We start from the raw sequence: 14,528 nt of genomic DNA, 5'->3' as shown, positions 1-14,528 counted from the left end.
GAGAAAAAAGCAGAAGTCGTGAGCAGCTGCGCAACAACGGGTAGGGGCTAACAGATTGGCCGATGGCTCAAAGCATGTGCCCGGCCCAGATTTTGCGATTGACCAGATCGGCTGCAATTTCGATAAAGGCATCCCCGACAAATTTCGCGGCCGGGCTGACGCGCCTGTCCGCGGGAAAGACCAGGACCAATTTACGCATGGGAGCGGGGTCGACCAACGGTGCCGCACTGAGCACGCCCGCTTCGATTTGCGCGTAAATCGAGGCCAACGGCAAAGCGGTCAAACCGAAGCCATTGCGGACCAGGTCGATCATCGCGCCGAAGGAATCGGCTTCAACGCTGGTCTTGAGCTTGATCCCGACTTCACGCGCACAATTATCCAAAATCACCCGAAGGCCATGTCGGGCGCTGGGCAATACCAACTGTTGCTCGGCCAGCGACGCGAACGACACCGGCGTATCAAGACGCAGGTTGGCGCTGGCAGGGCCGACCAACAGCAGGTTTTCCATCATCACCGGCACGATACGCAGCGTGTGCAGGGGTTGCGGATCGTAGGAAATCGCCAGTTCCAACTCGCCACGCTGAACCCAATCCAGCAGGTAGCCGCTGAAGGCCGAGGAAAACCTGATGCCGAGATTCGGATGCGCCTCTTTGATCTTGCGCACCAGAGGGACGGTGACGATTTCCGCGACCGTCGGCGTTGTCCCGATGACCACCGTTCCCCGAAAAGAGGTTTTTCCGCCCACCACCGAGCTTCGGATGGACTCCATCTCTTCCATGATTCGGGTGGCATGGGCCAGCACTTCGCGGCCGGCCTCGGTAATTTCCATGCCTCGCCCATGTCGGTCGAACAGGTAGGTGCCGAGTTCCTTTTCCAGCAACCGGATTTGCCGGCTCAGGGCCGGCTGCGCGATGTGAAGACGATCCGAGGCCTTGCTGAGACTGCCCAGCTCGGCCACATGAATCAGGGTCTTGAGTTGAACGACATCCATTACCAGGCCAGTCAGCATCGGGCTCGGCGCGATATGCGTCGAAAGTGTTGTGAGTGTAATCGCATTTGCGCACCTTGGAATGCCTCGCCAACCGTGTGTCGCGGGGCCTCAGGACTGGCGAGTCGGCTGTATCCCCCAGCGCGCCGGGGCTGCATGCCAAGCTATAGAATTCAGGTATATCAGTTAGGCCTGCCTGACGGCTTATTAGCCTCCTGACTCTGCGGTAGCGTGCAATCAACGTCGGCGCCAAAGAGCGCTCGACTCACTACAAGAATAAGATTCGAGGGCTCGCGCCATGATGTTCAATGCTTCGTCTTACCTGACCTGTCCGATTTTCCCGGGCCACGTACAGCTCGCCATGCTCGTGCATCCTCCCTCCCCGTTCTCTTCAGTAAACCCGGCCACGAACGAGTTCACGCCGCTTCGTTAAACCCGACAACCCATCGAGCCAGTCACGTCGGACACGCATCAGCGTGCTCCTCGTATCGCCTCGCCTTGAAGAAAGGGTGAACAGCATGTCCGCATCAATCACAGACGCCAAAGACCACGCTGCCGCAGCCGCTCCGATGAGAGCGCCGAACCGCGTCAAAGCCATCATGGGTGCCTGCTCGGGCAATCTGGTGGAGTGGTACGACTTTTTCATTTACGCCTACACCGCCATCTACTTTGCCGCTTCGTTTTTCCCCAAGGGGGACACCACCAGCCAGTTATTGTCGACTGCGGGTGTCTTCGCCGTCGGCTTTTTCATGCGCCCGCTCGGAGGCTGGATCTTCGGCTGGATTGCCGACACCCGTGGCCGCAAGGTGTCGATGATTATCTCGGTGTTCATGATGTGCGCCGGCTCGCTGCTGATCGCCGTCATGCCCACCTACGCAACCATAGGGGTCGCGGCACCAATCCTGCTGGTGGTGGCCAGGTTGATTCAGGGCCTGTCCGTCGGCGCGGAGTACGGCACCGGCGCCACCTACATCAGTGAAATCGCAACACCGGGCCGTCGCTGTTTCTACGGTTCCTTCCAGTACTTCACCATCATTGCCGGTCAGCTGCTGGCCTTGATGACCGTGGTCATTCTCCAGCAAACCCTGACCGGCGAAGAGTTGCGCGAATGGGGCTGGAGGATTCCGTTCTTCATCGGCGCCGTGAGCTCGATCGTGGTGGTGTATCTGCGGCGGGCCATGCATGAAACCGCGACCAAAAAAGACATGAACCGCAAAGATGCCGGCTCTCTGCGCGGCATGTTCAAACACAAACGGGCGGTCGCCCTGGTAGTGGCGTTCACCATCGGCGGATCGCTGTACTTCTACACCTTCACCACCTACATGCAGAAATTCCTGGTGATCTCCGCAGGCTTCAGCCCGGAAACGGTGAGCTTCATCATGACCGCCGCCCTGGTCGGCTTCATGCTCTGCCAACCGCTCTTTGGCCTGCTCGCTGACCGTATCGGGATCAAGGCGCACATGCTGATGTTTTCTGGGTTGGCAATGTTGCTGGTGATCCCCTTGCTCTATTCATTGCAGTCGGTCAGCAGCCCGTTTACGGCGTTTCTGCTGGTGTTTGGCGGGCTGGCCATTGCATCGCTCTACACCCCGATCGCCGGGATCGTCAAAGCCGAACTGTTCCCGCCGGCCGTACGCGCTTTGGGTGTGGGCTTTCCGTATGCCGTCGGCAATGCGGCATTCGGCGGCACTGCCGAGTACGTCGCCTTGTCGCTGCGATCCCAGGGGATCGAGGAGTATTTTTTCTTCTATGTCGCCGCGGTAGTCACCATCACCTTCATCGCCGCCATGTTGATGCCGAATCTGTCCCGCTACGGGTACATCAGCGGTTCCGGTGAGATCGAAGAGCGCACCGGGCTCAAGGGTTACTCAAAACCGAGCGCTGCCGGGGTCTGACCAAGAAATTTGAGCGCCAAAAGTCCTGTGGGAGCGCGCGGTGCCGCGATCCCACAGGTTCTGCGCCCTGTTTTGTTATTGCGCAGTGCTCGCCTGGAAATCGGCGATCTGTTGCCACATCGCGATCGGATTGGAATACATCGGGAAATGCCCACACTCGGGAATGGGCGCCAGCCGCACACCTTCTGCCTGGATGTGTGGCAAGTAGGACAATGACGCGTTCCGTTCGCCGTACATGAACATTCGCGGGCACTTCAACCCGAGGAACTTGCTCATCAGGTCGGCGTTATCGGAGAGGTCGACCATCGACTGAAAAATCCCTCGCACCGCACCGCCACGCACCTTGTGCCGCAAGCTCGCGGAATAGAGTGCGCTGGCATACGCCGGGGCGTGCCGGGCACGTTCGATGAAGGCGGCGAAAAACGCCTCGGGATCGTCGCTCGGATAATCGACTATCTGCCGGCTGAGGAAGCAGTCTTCCGGGGCGATATTGCCCTCGATATCGACGAAGCTGAGCACCCTATCCGGGAACTGATGGGCCAGCATCAGCGCGGTCAGCCCGCCCATTGAGTGGCCGACCAGATGGAAGCGCTCGATACCGAAATGCGCCAGCACTTGCAGCGCCGTCTGCAGCAGAAAGGGAATGGAAATCCTGGAAAGGTCACTGCACTGGCTTTCACCGCAACCCGGTGCGTCGTAAGCAACGAAAGGGTGACCGGCAAACGCGGGCTGCCGCACGATGTCGGCATAGTCCTCTTTGGTCGAACCAAACCCATGCAGGAACACAATCGGCGCCAGCACGCCGTCGCGATGGATGGCGGCCATGTTCAGCTGGACACCCTCCACCGTCAGAGGGAGTTGCACGTGAGTGAACGTTTCTGGTGAGGGCACGATGTTGGACTCCTTGAGCGGAAAGGTTGCGCCGAGCCTGGGTTGCCGGCAGCCTGGCTCGCAATTTCAAGGCAATCGGGTGTTCTGTAAATTCCTGATTGAGGAAGGCTTTCATAGGTCAATCCTATGAATCAGTGTTCACACACAATCCCTGGGCCAACTCACGCCTTGGCCCGGAACCGGGCAACGACGTCCTCCACCACCGGATTGGGCCGATCGGCATTCCAGGCCACTGCGGTGGTCACGACATTGAGCTTCTGGCTCAGCGCCCGAAACACAACGTTGTCCGGCGCCAGTTTTTTCAGTGACGCCGGCACCAGTGCGATGCCTTGGCCATAGCTGACAAAAGCAATTTGCGAAGCGACGGAACGCACTTCATGCAGCACCCGAGGGGAAAACCCGCTGGCCCGGCAGGTCGCGATCAGATTGTCGAAGTACACCGGGCTGACCTTGCGGGAAAACATTACCAACGGCTCATTGGACAGACTGGACAGACTGATGCGTGTGCGCGAAGCCAAGGGGTGATCACTGGGCAGCGCCACCACCAGGCGATCCTCCAGCAGCGGCAGTGAATTGATCGAAGCGCCAAGATCACCGTCCAGCCGGGCGAAGGCCAAATCAATATCACCGGCCTCCAGCGCCGGGACGGCTTCGACGCTGTCGATTTCGCGCACGGACACGGTGAGGTGCGGGTAATCGTTCTTCAACTGCTCGATCAGCCCCGGCAACACATCGAACATCGCCGTGGAAATCGCACCAATGGTCAACATCCCCGACTGCCCCGCCACCGCCTCCTCCACGGCGAGTTCCAGACGCTCCAGTTGGTCGGCGAACTTGCGCACCGCCGGCAGGATCGCGGCGCCAACAGGGGTCAGTTTCGCCCCGCGTCGCGAACGGTCGAACAGCTTGACCTTGAGCGCCTGCTCCAACACCTGTATCTGCTCGCTCAGCGGTGGCTGGGACATGCCCAGGCGTTTGGCCGCGCGGCCGAAATTCTGTTCTTCGGCCACCGCGAGGAACAACCAGAGATGACGAATCAGACGAAAATTGATCATGGCTAATCCATAGGTTTAACGTATCTAACGTATCTGTGATTAGTAATATACCTATCAAATTGTCTCACTGACACTGAGCGCCTCCGTCACCACAGGGGCTTTCCCATGATCAATAAAAGTTTGCTGGATCGCTTGGCGGCGCTGGATACCAATACGGTTTCCGATGCGCTCGACTTCCTCGGCCTGCCGGGTGCCACCGTTGGGCTGCGCCCGTTGTGGAACTGCCCAAGGATCGTCGGCCGCGCCAGCACGGTGCTGCTGGCGCCAAAATCCGACAGTGCGCCCACAGTGCACCTGATTACCCCGGTGGTTGAACAGATCGACAGCGACGATCGCGTGCTGGTGATCGCCGGTGGTATCGAAGGCATCTCCTGCTGGGGTGACATCCTCGCCAACGCAGCGGCCGGCAAGAAAGTGCGCGGCACGGTGATCGACGGTTTCAGTCGTGACATCGACGGTAGCGAAGCCATCGGTTACCCGGTTTACGGCCGTGGCGTGACCATGATCAGCGCGCGCAATCGGGTGGTGCAGATCGATGCTGGCGTGACGATCAACGTCGCCGGCGTCGATGTCAGCGAGAACGACTATGTCATCGCCGATACCTGCGGCACCGTGTTCGTGCCCTCAACCCATATCGAGAAAGTGGTCGACCTTGGCGAGCGTATCGCCCGCCGCCAGGACGGTATGGTCGAGGCGGTCCGCAGCGGTCGCTCGGTAGCCGAAGTGATGCATGACACCCAATTCGAAGCGATCCACGTGGAGCACGCCTGATGAACATCGAAGACAAAGAACTGGTCGCCTTGTTTGAAGGTCTGGACACTCCGGGTGTCTCCGATGCCTTGGACAAACTTGGCCTGCCCGGCCAATGCCTCGGTGTGGCGCCACTGGACAACTACAGCAAGGTCATCGTCGGTCCGGCGTTCACCGTGCAATACGTCTCGGCTAGCGTACCGCCTGGCACCGTGGGCGATTTCATCGACGACGTGGCGCCCGGCGACGTGGTGGTCATCGACAACGGCGGCCGCACCGACTGCACCGTCTGGGGCGACATCATGACCCTGTACGCCGGCACCCGGCAGATCGCCGCCACGGTCATCGACGGCGTATGCCGTGACGTGAACAAGGCGCTGGGCGATGGCTATCCGATCTTCAGCAAGGGCCGCTTCATGCGTACCGGCAAAGACCGGGTGCAGGTGCAGTCGGTCAACCAGCCAGTGTCGATCGGCACCGCACGGGTCTGCCCCCGAGACATCGTGGTCGCCGACGCCAACGGCGTGGTGATCGTGCCCCGCGCCCGTGCGGCGGAAGTGGCGGCGTGTGCCCGTCAGATCGAATCGGTCGAAGCCGACATTCGCGCCCTGATCGCTCAGGGCAAAACCCTTAAAGAAGCCCGGGCCGCCCTGGGTTACCACAGCCTGCAGAGGAAAGCCTGATGAGCACACTCCCCTTCCCCGCGGATTTTCACGCCCGGGCAAAAGTGTTGGGCAGTTCGACGCTGTATGAGGCGTCCCATCTGCCCTGCGCGGTCGACAGCGACATCCGCCCGATCTGGGACGGCGCCTTCATCGCCGCGCCCGCCTACCCGCTGGAATGTTCGCCGGGCGACAACCTGGCCCTGCACCTGGCGATGGAGCGAGTGCCCCGTGGCAGCGTACTGATCGTGGGCACGGGTGGTTTCATCGCCGGTTACTGGGGCGAAGTGCTCACCGTGGCGGCCGAAGCGGCTGGCGTGGTAGGTCTGGTGATCGATGGCGGCGTACGCGATATCGCGGCCCTGAAGAAACGCCAGTTCCCGGTATTTGCCCGTGGCATCTCGGTCAAAGGCACGGTCAAGGCCAGCGCCCCGTCGGTGGGGCAACCGTTCAATTTCAACGGTGCCTTGGTGGCTCAGGGTGATCTGGTGGTGGCCGACGATGACGGCGTCATCATCATCCCCAAGGCGGATGCGGCGCGTACCCTGGCCGAAGGCGAGGTGCGCGCGAACAAGGAAACGCAGATGATGCAGGCGCTGACCGAAGGCCGCTCGACCCTGGAATTGATGAACCTGACCGAGTGGAGAACCCGCGCATGAGCCTTGATATCCAACGACTGAACCAGCGCCTGGCCAGCGCGCAACCTTCCGCGACCTACCGGATCATGGACCGGGTGGCGGAACGCCGGGCACAAGGCGCGAAGATCATTTCGCTGTGCGCCGGCGAGCCCGACTTCGATACCCCCAGGCATGTGCGCGAAGCGGCCATTAATGCCATTGAACACGGCCATACCCGCTACACCCAGGTCGCCGGGGTCCGTTCACTGCGAGAAGCAGTGGCCGCCAAATTCCGCCGCGAGAATGGCCTGGACGTCACCTGGCAAGACACCCTCGTCTGCAACGGTGGCAAACAGGTGATCTACAACGCCCTGGCTGCAACACTCAACGAGGGCGACCAGGTTATCGTGCCGGCGCCGTACTGGGTCAGCTACCCGGAGATGGTGCAACTGTGCGGCGGTGAAGCGCGGATCGTCACCTGCGACGCCGACACCGGTTTCAAGCTGACGCCCCCGGCACTGGCCGCCGCGATCACCCCGCAGACCCGCTGGTTGATCCTCAATTCACCGTCCAATCCCACCGGCGCGGTGTACAGCGAAGCTGAGCTTCGCGCACTGGCGGCGGTGTTGCTGGATCATCCCCACGTACTGATCCTGGCCGATGACATCTATGAGCACCTGATCTTCGACGATCAAACGTTCCATACCCTGGCCCAGGTTGAACCACGGCTGGCAGCACGAACCCTGACCATGAACGGTGTCTCCAAGGCCTACGCCATGACCGGCTGGCGCATCGGTTTTGCCACCGGGCCGCGCTGGTTGCTGGAGGCCATGGAAAAACTGCAAGGCCAGCAAACCTCTGGTGCGAGTTCTGTCTCGCAACAAGCCGCACTCGCCGCGCTGGAAGGGCCGAAAGATTTCATTCGCGAAAGCCGTGCAGTGTTCCAGAGTCGTCGCGATTTGATGGTGGCGCTGCTGAACGATACGCCAGGTCTTGAATGCATCAGCCCAGCAGGAGCGTTTTACGCGTTCGCCTCCTGTGCCGGCTTGATCGGCCGTACCTCACCGGGTGGCCGAGTGCTGCACAGCGATGAAGATGTCGCACATGCCTTGCTCGACGAAGCGGATGTGGCGGTGGTGCATGGCAGCGCCTTTGGCCTCGGCCCTTACATTCGCATTGCCTATGCCCTGGATGACGCTTCACTGCGCCAGGCTTGCGAGGCGATACGCGCGTTCTGTACTGCTCTGCGTTAAGTCGAATATGGAACAAGCAAAACCCGAATAAACGACAAAGGGCGAGCACCCACCTCTGTGAATGCTCACCCTTTGATCTTGAAGGTGCACCGATAACAGGTCAGACCGTCAGCGGTTTTTCTCCTGTATCACCCTGAACATCCAGCGCAGTTGCATGACGCTCGGCCTCATCCTCACTCACCAACTCGCCCTCCCATTTGGCCACCACCGCGGTTGCGATGGAATTGCCCACCGCGTTGGTCGCCGAGCGGCCCATGTCGAGGAAGGTGTCGATCCCCAGAATCAGCAGCAAACCGGCTTCGGGAATATCGAACTGAGTCAGGGTCGCTGCAATAACCACTAGCGAAGCACGCGGCACGCCGGCCATGCCTTTGGAGGTCAACATCAGCGTCAACAGCATGGTGATCTGCGTACCGATAGACATCTCGATGCCATATGCCTGAGCGATGAACAGCACGGCAAAGGTGCAGTACATCATCGAGCCGTCCAGATTGAAGGAATAGCCCATGGGCATGACGAAACTGGAGATTCTGCGTTTGACCCCAAAACGATCCAGCGCGTGAAGAATCTTCGGGTAAGCCGACTCGGAACTGGCAGTGGCAAAAGACAGAAGGAAAGCTTCTCTGATCAACACCACCAGTTTGAACACACGCCGTCCGAGGAACATCCAGCCGGCAAACACCAACATGGCCCAGAGCACGATCAGCCCGAGATAGAAGTCGCGCATGAACACGGCGAACTTGACCAGAATGGACAGGCCGTTGATGGCAACGGTCGCTGCCATGGCCGCCATCACCGCCAGTGGTGCAAGCTTCATCACATAACCGGTGACCTTCAACATTGCGTGGGACAGGTCTTCGATGACATTCACCAGGCCGGCGGCTTTCTTGCCCAAGGAGGCCAACGCAACGCCGAAAAATATCGAGAACACCACGATTTGCAGAATTTCGTTGGTGGCCATGGCCTCTGCGAAGGATTTGGGCACCAGATGGGTCATGAAATCCTTGAGGGTGAATACCGACGTTTGCAAGTTGGTCGTACTGGTCACGTCTGGCAGCGGCAATCCCAGGTTGTGCCCGGGCTGCAACATGTTCGCCATGACCAACCCCACCGACAGCGAGATCAATGAGGCTGTCACGAACCAGCCCAGTGCCTTGCCGAATACCCGGCCGATAGCGCTTGCATCCCCCATATGAGCGATGCCCACCACCAGGGTCGAGAACACCAGAGGAGCGATGAGCATTTTGATCAGGCGTAGAAAAATGTCAGAGATGATCGAGATGTAACCGGCGATCCTGGTCGCCATCGCTTTGTCCGGGAAGTTCAGGAAAATCATGTAACCGATAAGAACCCCCAATAGCATGGCGATCAGAATGCCTGCCGCAGCCGGTAGCCTGTTTTTCATTAGGTGTAACCCCTTCTTATTGTTGTTGCGTCGGTTACGCGCTGTAACCCCGTAGCCGGAAAACTACCCTAGCCCCACCTCCTCAATAAGAGCGGATCACGCTCTAGCTGATATGCCCAAATGCTATGACCCGGCGCCCAGGCTCGGCACCTTTGCGCAAGACTGCTGCTCGGTTTTGCTCTTCCCATAATGTGTGGTTATCGCCGTTCCCTGCTGCGCCACGCACTCACCTCCAAGCTATACAAAACAGGCATATCTCAAAGACAAAAACGGTAGTCGTCGGCAGCAATCAGCACTCCCAGAATGTGTGAAAACACAAAAGCAGCACTGCTTGGGAGACTGGCATGTCAACAGAAGCTGAACAAACCGTGGGACAGGATTGGCAGGAGGACGTGTTCCGCGTGCTCAAGGCCCACGACGTCAAACATGTGGTCTTCGTACCGGATGCAGGCCACTCGGCGGCCATCCGCATGTCGTATGCCGACCCGGACATCAAGGCCGTCGTCCTCACCACCGAAGAAGAAGGTATCGGCTACCTCGCCGGCGCCTGGCTGGGCGGTGAACGCGGTGCCCTGTTGATGCAGTCCAGCGGTGTCGGTAACTGCATCAATACCCTCGCGCTCCAAGTCTGCGCCGGTTTCCCACTGTTGATGGTGGTGACCATGCGCGGTGACTGGGCCGAATTCAACGCGTGGCAGAACCCGATGGGCCAGGCCACCGAAGCCTCCCTGAACCTGATGAAAGTCATGACCTGGCGCGCGGACGTTCCCGAAGACGTCGCCCCGCTGCTGCACGGTGCCGCGACCATGGCCTTCAACGGTGATTCGTCCACTGCCCTGCTGCTCGGCCAGCGCCTGATTGGAGAAAAGAAATGGGTCAAGTAAGCGCCAACCACACCCTGTGCCGCCGCGAAGTGGTCAAGGCCTTGCTGGCCGACCGTAAAGACGTGCTGGTCGTGACCGGCCTGGGCTCGGCGTCCTATGACGTCATGGCCGCCGGTGACCACGACCTGAATTATTACCTCTGGGCTGCCATGGGCAGCGCCATCACGGTCGGCCTGGGCCTGGCGAATGCCCAGCCGGACAAGTCGGTGGTGGTGGTCACCGGCGACGGCGAGTTGCTCATGGGCTTCGGCGCACTGGCCACCGTCGCGCTGCAAAAACCCGCCAACCTGACCATCGCCGTGCTGGATAACGGTCACTTTGGCGAAACCGGCATGCAAGTCAGCCACGCCGGTTTCGGTATTTCCCTGGACCAGGTGGCGAAGACCTGCGGCTTCAGCTGGACCGACGAAATCCGTGACATGCAAGGCGTGCATGACCTGCGCGAGCGCTTCGCCACCCGCGACGGCGTCAAGCTCGCAACGATCAAGATCAAAGCGGAAAACCCGCCACGGGTGCTGCCACCGCGTGATGGTCACTACATCAAAAATCGCTTTCGTGCTGCGCTGGGTTTCAACCCGATCTGATTGCGCCCTACCCGGACCGAGTCACGCCGGGCTGATGCCAGGCGTGGCACGTTGAGGAGAATAATAATGACTGATCGCAACGCTGAAGAACTCAATGCCATCCGCGAGGGCGTACGCGCTCTTTGCGCAGAATTCGATGCCGCTTACTGGCGCAAAATCGACGAAGAAAAAGGCTTTCCGGAAACCTTCGTCAAGGCCCTGACCGATGCTGGTTGGTTGGCGGCGATGATCCCGGTTGAATACGGCGGCTCCGGCCTGGGGCTTGCCGAGGCCTCGGTGATCCTCGAAGAAGTGAACCGCTGCGGCGGCAATTCCGGGACCGTGCACGGGCAGATGTACAACATGTTCACCCTGCTGCGTCACGGCAGCGAGGCGCAGAAAAGTTACTACCTGCCGAAGCTGGCCAACGGTGAATTGCGCCTGCAATCGATGGGCGTGACCGAGCCCACCACCGGCACCGACACCACCAAGATCAAGACCACCGCCGTACGCAAAGGCGACAAGTACGTGATCAATGGGCAGAAGGTGTGGATCTCGCGGATCCAGCATTCCGACCTGATGATCCTGCTGGCGCGCACCACGCCGTTGGCCGACGTCAAGAAAAAGTCCGAAGGCATGTCGATCTTCCTCGTCGACCTGCGCGAGGCCATCGGCAATGGCATGACCGTGCAGCCCATCGCCAACATGGTCAACCACGAGACCAACGAGTTGTTCTTCGACAACCTGGAAATCCCCGCTGACAGCCTGATTGGCGAAGAAGGCAAAGGCTTCCGGTACATCCTCGACGGACTGAATGCCGAACGCACCCTGATCGCCGCCGAGTGCATCGGTGACGGTCGCTGGTTTATCGAAAAGGCCAGTGCCTATGCCCGCGACCGCGTGGTGTTCGGGCGCCCGATCGGGCAGAACCAGGGCGTGCAGTTCCCGATCGCCGAAGCCCACATCGAGATCGAAGCGGCCGACCTGATGCGCTGGCGTGCCTGCGAGGAATACGACAGCGGCCTCAACGCCGGGGCCAGCGCCAACATGGCCAAGTACCTGGCGGCCAAGGCGTCCTGGGAGGCCGCGAATGCTAGCCTGCAAACCCACGGCGGATTTGGCTTTGCCTGCGAATACGACGTCGAGCGCAAGTTCCGCGAAACCCGTCTGTATCAGGTCGCGCCCATCTCCACCAACCTGATCCTGTCGTACGTTGCCGAACACCTGCTCGAACTGCCGCGCTCTTTCTAATAACAAGAGAGATAAACATCATGAGCCAGCCCAAAGGCCTCCGCCCGCTCGATGGCATTACCGTCGTCAGCCTTGAGCATGCCATTGCAGCGCCCTTCTGCACCCGCCAACTGGCCGACCTCGGCGCCCGGGTGATCAAGGTCGAACGTCCAGGCACAGGTGATTTCGCCCGGGGCTACGACCAACGCGTCAACGGCCTGGCTTCGCACTTCGTCTGGACCAACCGTTCGAAAGAAAGCCTGACCCTCGACCTGAAGCAGGACTCGGCCACCGAGGTGCTGGACAGTTTGCTGGCCACCGCCGACGTGCTCGTGCAGAACCTGGCGCCCGGTGCCGCTGCGCGGATGGGATTGTCATTTGAGGCGTTGCACCAGCGCTTTCCACGCCTGATTGTCTGTGACATTTCAGGCTATGGCGTCGGTGGTCCCTATGAGAAGAAGAAAGCCTACGACTTGCTGATCCAGAGTGAAGGCGGCTTTCTATCGGTCACCGGCAGCCCGGGCGAGGACGAAATGGCCAAGGCCGGTTGCTCCATCGCCGACATCGCGGCCGGCATGTACGCCTACACCGGGATTCTGTCTGCCCTGCTGCTGCGCGAACGGACCGGCGAAGGCAGCCACCTCGATGTGTCGATGCTCGAAAGCCTGGTCGAGTGGATGAATTACCCGATGTACTACGCCTACGACGGTGCGCCTCCACCCCCTCGCGCCGGTGCAGCGCACGCCACCATTTACCCCTATGGCCCCTTCCCCATCGGTGACGGCACCACCGTGATGCTGGGTTTGCAGAACGAGCGTGAATGGCAGCTGTTTTGCGAGAAGGTGCTGCTTGCCCCCGAACTGGCAAAAGACCCGCGTTTCTCGGCCAACTTCAAACGCGTCGAGAACCGCAACGCCCTACGGGAACTGATCATCGAATCGTTCTCCACGCTCAATTTCGATGCGGTGATCGATCGCCTCGACCATGCGCAAATCGCCAACGCCCGGGTGAATGACATGCAAGGTGTCTGGGACCACCCGCAACTTCAGGCTCGTGACCGTTGGCGAGCCGTTGAAACCTCTGCCGGCCCCATTCCAAGCCTGATCCCGCCCGGCAGCAGCAGCGCATTCGAGCCGCGCATGGATGCCGTACCGGGCCTTGGTCAACACACCGAACAGTTGCTCAGGGAACTGGGGCTGGGCGCGGAGCGCATTGAAGAAATGCGCGCCGCCGGGGCCATCTGACTGCAACGATAAAAGATTTTCGAGAGAACACTGCCCAATGAAGATCCTCGTAGCTGTGAAACGCGTGGTCGATTACAACGTGAAAGTTCGTGTGAAAGCGGACCATTCCGGCGTCGACCTCGCTAACGTCAAGATGTCGATGAACCCGTTCTGCGAAATCGCCGTAGAAGAAGCTGTACGCCTGAAAGAGAGCGGTATTGCAACTGAAATCGTCGTCGTTTCCATCGGCCCGTCCACCGCTCAAGAGCAACTGCGCACCGCGCTGGCCCTGGGTGCCGACCACGCCATCCTCGTCGAATCCGCTGAAGACCTGACTTCCCTGGCCGTGGCCAAGCTGCTCAAGGCGGTGGTCGACAAGGAACAGCCTCAGCTGGTGATCCTCGGCAAACAAGCCATCGACAGCGACAACAACCAGACTGGCCAGATGCTCGCGGCATTGAGCGGCTACGGTCAGGGCACGTTCGCATCCAAAGTCGAAGTCAGCGGAGCCAGCGTTGCCGTGACCCGCGAAATCGACGGCGGCGCGCAGACCGTTTCCCTGAAATTGCCGGCCATCGTCACTACCGACCTGCGTTTGAACGAGCCGCGCTACGCGTCCCTGCCAAACATCATGAAAGCCAAGAAGAAGCCTCTCGAGAGGCTGACTCCGGACGCTTTGGGCGTTTCCACCGTCTCCACCAACACAACCTTGAAAGTCGAAGCGCCAGCTGCACGCAGCGCGGGGATCAAGGTCAAGTCGGTGGCTGAGCTGGTGGAGAAATTGAAGAACGAAGCGAAGGTGATCTAATCATGACTATCTTGGTAATCGCCGAACACGACAACAAAGTGCTGGCCCCGGCCACGCTGAACACCGTTGCTGCTGCCGCCAAGATCGGTGGCGACATCCACGTTCTGGTTGCAGGCCAGGGCGCTGGCGCCGTGGTTGAAGCCGCTGCGAAAATCGCTGGCGTGAGCAAAGTCCTGAACGCTGACAATGCTGCTTACGCGCATCAGCTGCCGGAAAACGTTGCTCCACTGGTAGCCGAGTTGGGCAAGGGCTACAGCCACATCCTGGCTGCCGCCACTTCCAACGGCAAAAACATCCTGCCGCG

Annotated in this window: 14 protein-coding genes and 1 pseudogene; 11 read left to right on the top strand and 4 right to left on the bottom strand. The window is 60.1% G+C overall.

Annotated features, from left to right (window positions below):
- Window positions 1-67 precede the first annotated feature (67 nt).
- Complete coding sequence (locus F475_RS08205) at window positions 68-1,009, bottom strand: LysR substrate-binding domain-containing protein (protein WP_018928345.1); 942 nt, start codon at window positions 1,007-1,009, stop codon at window positions 68-70.
- Window positions 1,010-1,506: 497 nt separating this feature from the next.
- Between F475_RS08205 and F475_RS08200 the strand changes: the two genes are divergently transcribed.
- Window positions 1,507-2,883: an MFS family transporter gene (locus tag F475_RS08200; RefSeq protein ID WP_111453660.1), complete on the top strand. Its 1,377-nt coding sequence runs from the start codon at window positions 1,507-1,509 to the stop codon at window positions 2,881-2,883.
- 75 nt (window positions 2,884-2,958) lie between these two features.
- Here the strand turns inward: F475_RS08200 and F475_RS08195 are convergent, their stop codons facing one another.
- Window positions 2,959-3,774 carry an alpha/beta fold hydrolase gene (locus tag F475_RS08195; RefSeq protein WP_111453659.1) on the bottom strand — a complete coding sequence of 272 codons (816 nt, stop codon included), beginning with the start codon at window positions 3,772-3,774 and terminating at the stop codon, window positions 2,959-2,961.
- A gap of 161 nt (window positions 3,775-3,935) precedes the next feature.
- Entirely contained in the window at window positions 3,936-4,829 is an 894-nt protein-coding gene (locus F475_RS08190; RefSeq protein WP_019581914.1) for a LysR family transcriptional regulator, read from the bottom strand.
- Window positions 4,830-4,934: 105 nt separating this feature from the next.
- Here F475_RS08190 and F475_RS08185 point away from each other — a divergent pair, with 105 nt between their 5' ends.
- Genes F475_RS08185 through F475_RS08170 form a run of 4 tightly spaced genes read left to right on the top strand, consistent with a single transcriptional unit; the run spans window position 4,935 to window position 8,111 of the window.
- Window positions 4,935-5,600, top strand: a complete 666-nt coding sequence (locus F475_RS08185) for an RraA family protein (RefSeq protein WP_111453658.1) — start codon at window positions 4,935-4,937, stop codon at window positions 5,598-5,600.
- Entirely contained in the window at window positions 5,600-6,262 is a 663-nt protein-coding gene (locus tag F475_RS08180) for an RraA family protein (protein ID WP_111453657.1), read from the top strand. The genes F475_RS08185 and F475_RS08180 overlap by 1 nt, the downstream gene beginning before the upstream one ends.
- The gene (locus tag F475_RS08175; protein WP_111453656.1) at window positions 6,262-6,900 is read left to right on the top strand and encodes an RraA family protein; all 639 of its coding nucleotides are present in this window, start codon (window positions 6,262-6,264) and stop codon (window positions 6,898-6,900) included. Before F475_RS08180 ends, F475_RS08175 begins: the two co-directional genes overlap by 1 nt.
- A complete protein-coding gene (locus F475_RS08170; RefSeq protein WP_111453655.1) occupies window positions 6,897-8,111 on the top strand; it encodes a pyridoxal phosphate-dependent aminotransferase in 1,215 nt (404 codons plus the stop codon). The genes F475_RS08175 and F475_RS08170 overlap by 4 nt, the downstream gene beginning before the upstream one ends.
- Before the next feature lie 100 nt (window positions 8,112-8,211).
- On the opposite strand, the gene F475_RS08165 is transcribed toward F475_RS08170, so the two are convergent.
- Window positions 8,212-9,516: a dicarboxylate/amino acid:cation symporter gene (locus F475_RS08165; protein WP_111453654.1), complete on the bottom strand. Its 1,305-nt coding sequence runs from the start codon at window positions 9,514-9,516 to the stop codon at window positions 8,212-8,214.
- Between the two features lie 344 nt (window positions 9,517-9,860).
- On the opposite strand from F475_RS08165, the gene F475_RS08160 reads away from it, so the two are divergent.
- From F475_RS08160 to F475_RS08135, 6 genes and pseudogenes are all read left to right on the top strand, one after another.
- Window positions 9,861-10,400, top strand: coding sequence for a thiamine pyrophosphate-binding protein (locus F475_RS08160; RefSeq protein WP_018928360.1), 540 nt, complete (start codon window positions 9,861-9,863; stop codon window positions 10,398-10,400).
- Complete coding sequence (locus tag F475_RS08155) at window positions 10,388-10,984, top strand: thiamine pyrophosphate-dependent enzyme (protein WP_019581903.1); 597 nt, start codon at window positions 10,388-10,390, stop codon at window positions 10,982-10,984. The genes F475_RS08160 and F475_RS08155 overlap by 13 nt, the downstream gene beginning before the upstream one ends.
- 66 nt (window positions 10,985-11,050) lie before the next feature.
- A complete protein-coding gene (locus F475_RS08150; protein ID WP_111453653.1) occupies window positions 11,051-12,214 on the top strand; it encodes an acyl-CoA dehydrogenase family protein in 1,164 nt (387 codons plus the stop codon).
- Window positions 12,215-12,234: 20 nt separating this feature from the next.
- A complete protein-coding gene (locus tag F475_RS08145; RefSeq protein WP_018928363.1) occupies window positions 12,235-13,437 on the top strand; it encodes a CaiB/BaiF CoA-transferase family protein in 1,203 nt (400 codons plus the stop codon).
- A 37-nt stretch (window positions 13,438-13,474) separates the two neighbouring features.
- Window positions 13,475-14,224 carry an electron transfer flavoprotein subunit beta/FixA family protein gene (locus tag F475_RS08140; protein ID WP_111453651.1) on the top strand — a complete coding sequence of 250 codons (750 nt, stop codon included), beginning with the start codon at window positions 13,475-13,477 and terminating at the stop codon, window positions 14,222-14,224.
- A 2-nt stretch (window positions 14,225-14,226) separates the two neighbouring features.
- Window positions 14,227-14,528 (top strand): annotated as a pseudogene (locus F475_RS08135) (electron transfer flavoprotein subunit alpha/FixB family protein); the annotation flags it as partial.

Source organism: Pseudomonas sp. URMO17WK12:I6 (assembly GCF_003253625.1).
Lineage (GTDB): Bacteria > Pseudomonadota > Gammaproteobacteria > Pseudomonadales > Pseudomonadaceae > Aquipseudomonas.
This window is presented reverse-complemented; position numbering and strand designations above follow the sequence as displayed.

Excerpts from the sequence above, each read along its gene's own strand:
- F475_RS08205 (WP_018928345.1), bottom strand. The coding sequence starts at position 1,009 with ATGCTGACTGGCCTGGTAATGGATGTCGTTCAACTCAAGACCCTGATT.
- F475_RS08200 (WP_111453660.1), top strand. The coding sequence starts at position 1,507 with ATGTCCGCATCAATCACAGACGCCAAAGACCACGCTGCCGCAGCCGCT.
- F475_RS08190 (WP_019581914.1), bottom strand. The coding sequence starts at position 4,829 with ATGATCAATTTTCGTCTGATTCGTCATCTCTGGTTGTTCCTCGCGGTG.
- F475_RS08185 (WP_111453658.1), top strand. The coding sequence starts at position 4,935 with ATGATCAATAAAAGTTTGCTGGATCGCTTGGCGGCGCTGGATACCAAT.
- F475_RS08180 (WP_111453657.1), top strand. The coding sequence starts at position 5,600 with ATGAACATCGAAGACAAAGAACTGGTCGCCTTGTTTGAAGGTCTGGAC.
- F475_RS08175 (WP_111453656.1), top strand. The coding sequence starts at position 6,262 with ATGAGCACACTCCCCTTCCCCGCGGATTTTCACGCCCGGGCAAAAGTG.
- F475_RS08170 (WP_111453655.1), top strand. The coding sequence starts at position 6,897 with ATGAGCCTTGATATCCAACGACTGAACCAGCGCCTGGCCAGCGCGCAA.
- F475_RS08165 (WP_111453654.1), bottom strand. The coding sequence starts at position 9,516 with ATGAAAAACAGGCTACCGGCTGCGGCAGGCATTCTGATCGCCATGCTA.
- F475_RS08160 (WP_018928360.1), top strand. The coding sequence starts at position 9,861 with ATGTCAACAGAAGCTGAACAAACCGTGGGACAGGATTGGCAGGAGGAC.
- F475_RS08155 (WP_019581903.1), top strand. The coding sequence starts at position 10,388 with ATGGGTCAAGTAAGCGCCAACCACACCCTGTGCCGCCGCGAAGTGGTC.
- F475_RS08150 (WP_111453653.1), top strand. The coding sequence starts at position 11,051 with ATGACTGATCGCAACGCTGAAGAACTCAATGCCATCCGCGAGGGCGTA.
- F475_RS08145 (WP_018928363.1), top strand. The coding sequence starts at position 12,235 with ATGAGCCAGCCCAAAGGCCTCCGCCCGCTCGATGGCATTACCGTCGTC.
- F475_RS08140 (WP_111453651.1), top strand. The coding sequence starts at position 13,475 with ATGAAGATCCTCGTAGCTGTGAAACGCGTGGTCGATTACAACGTGAAA.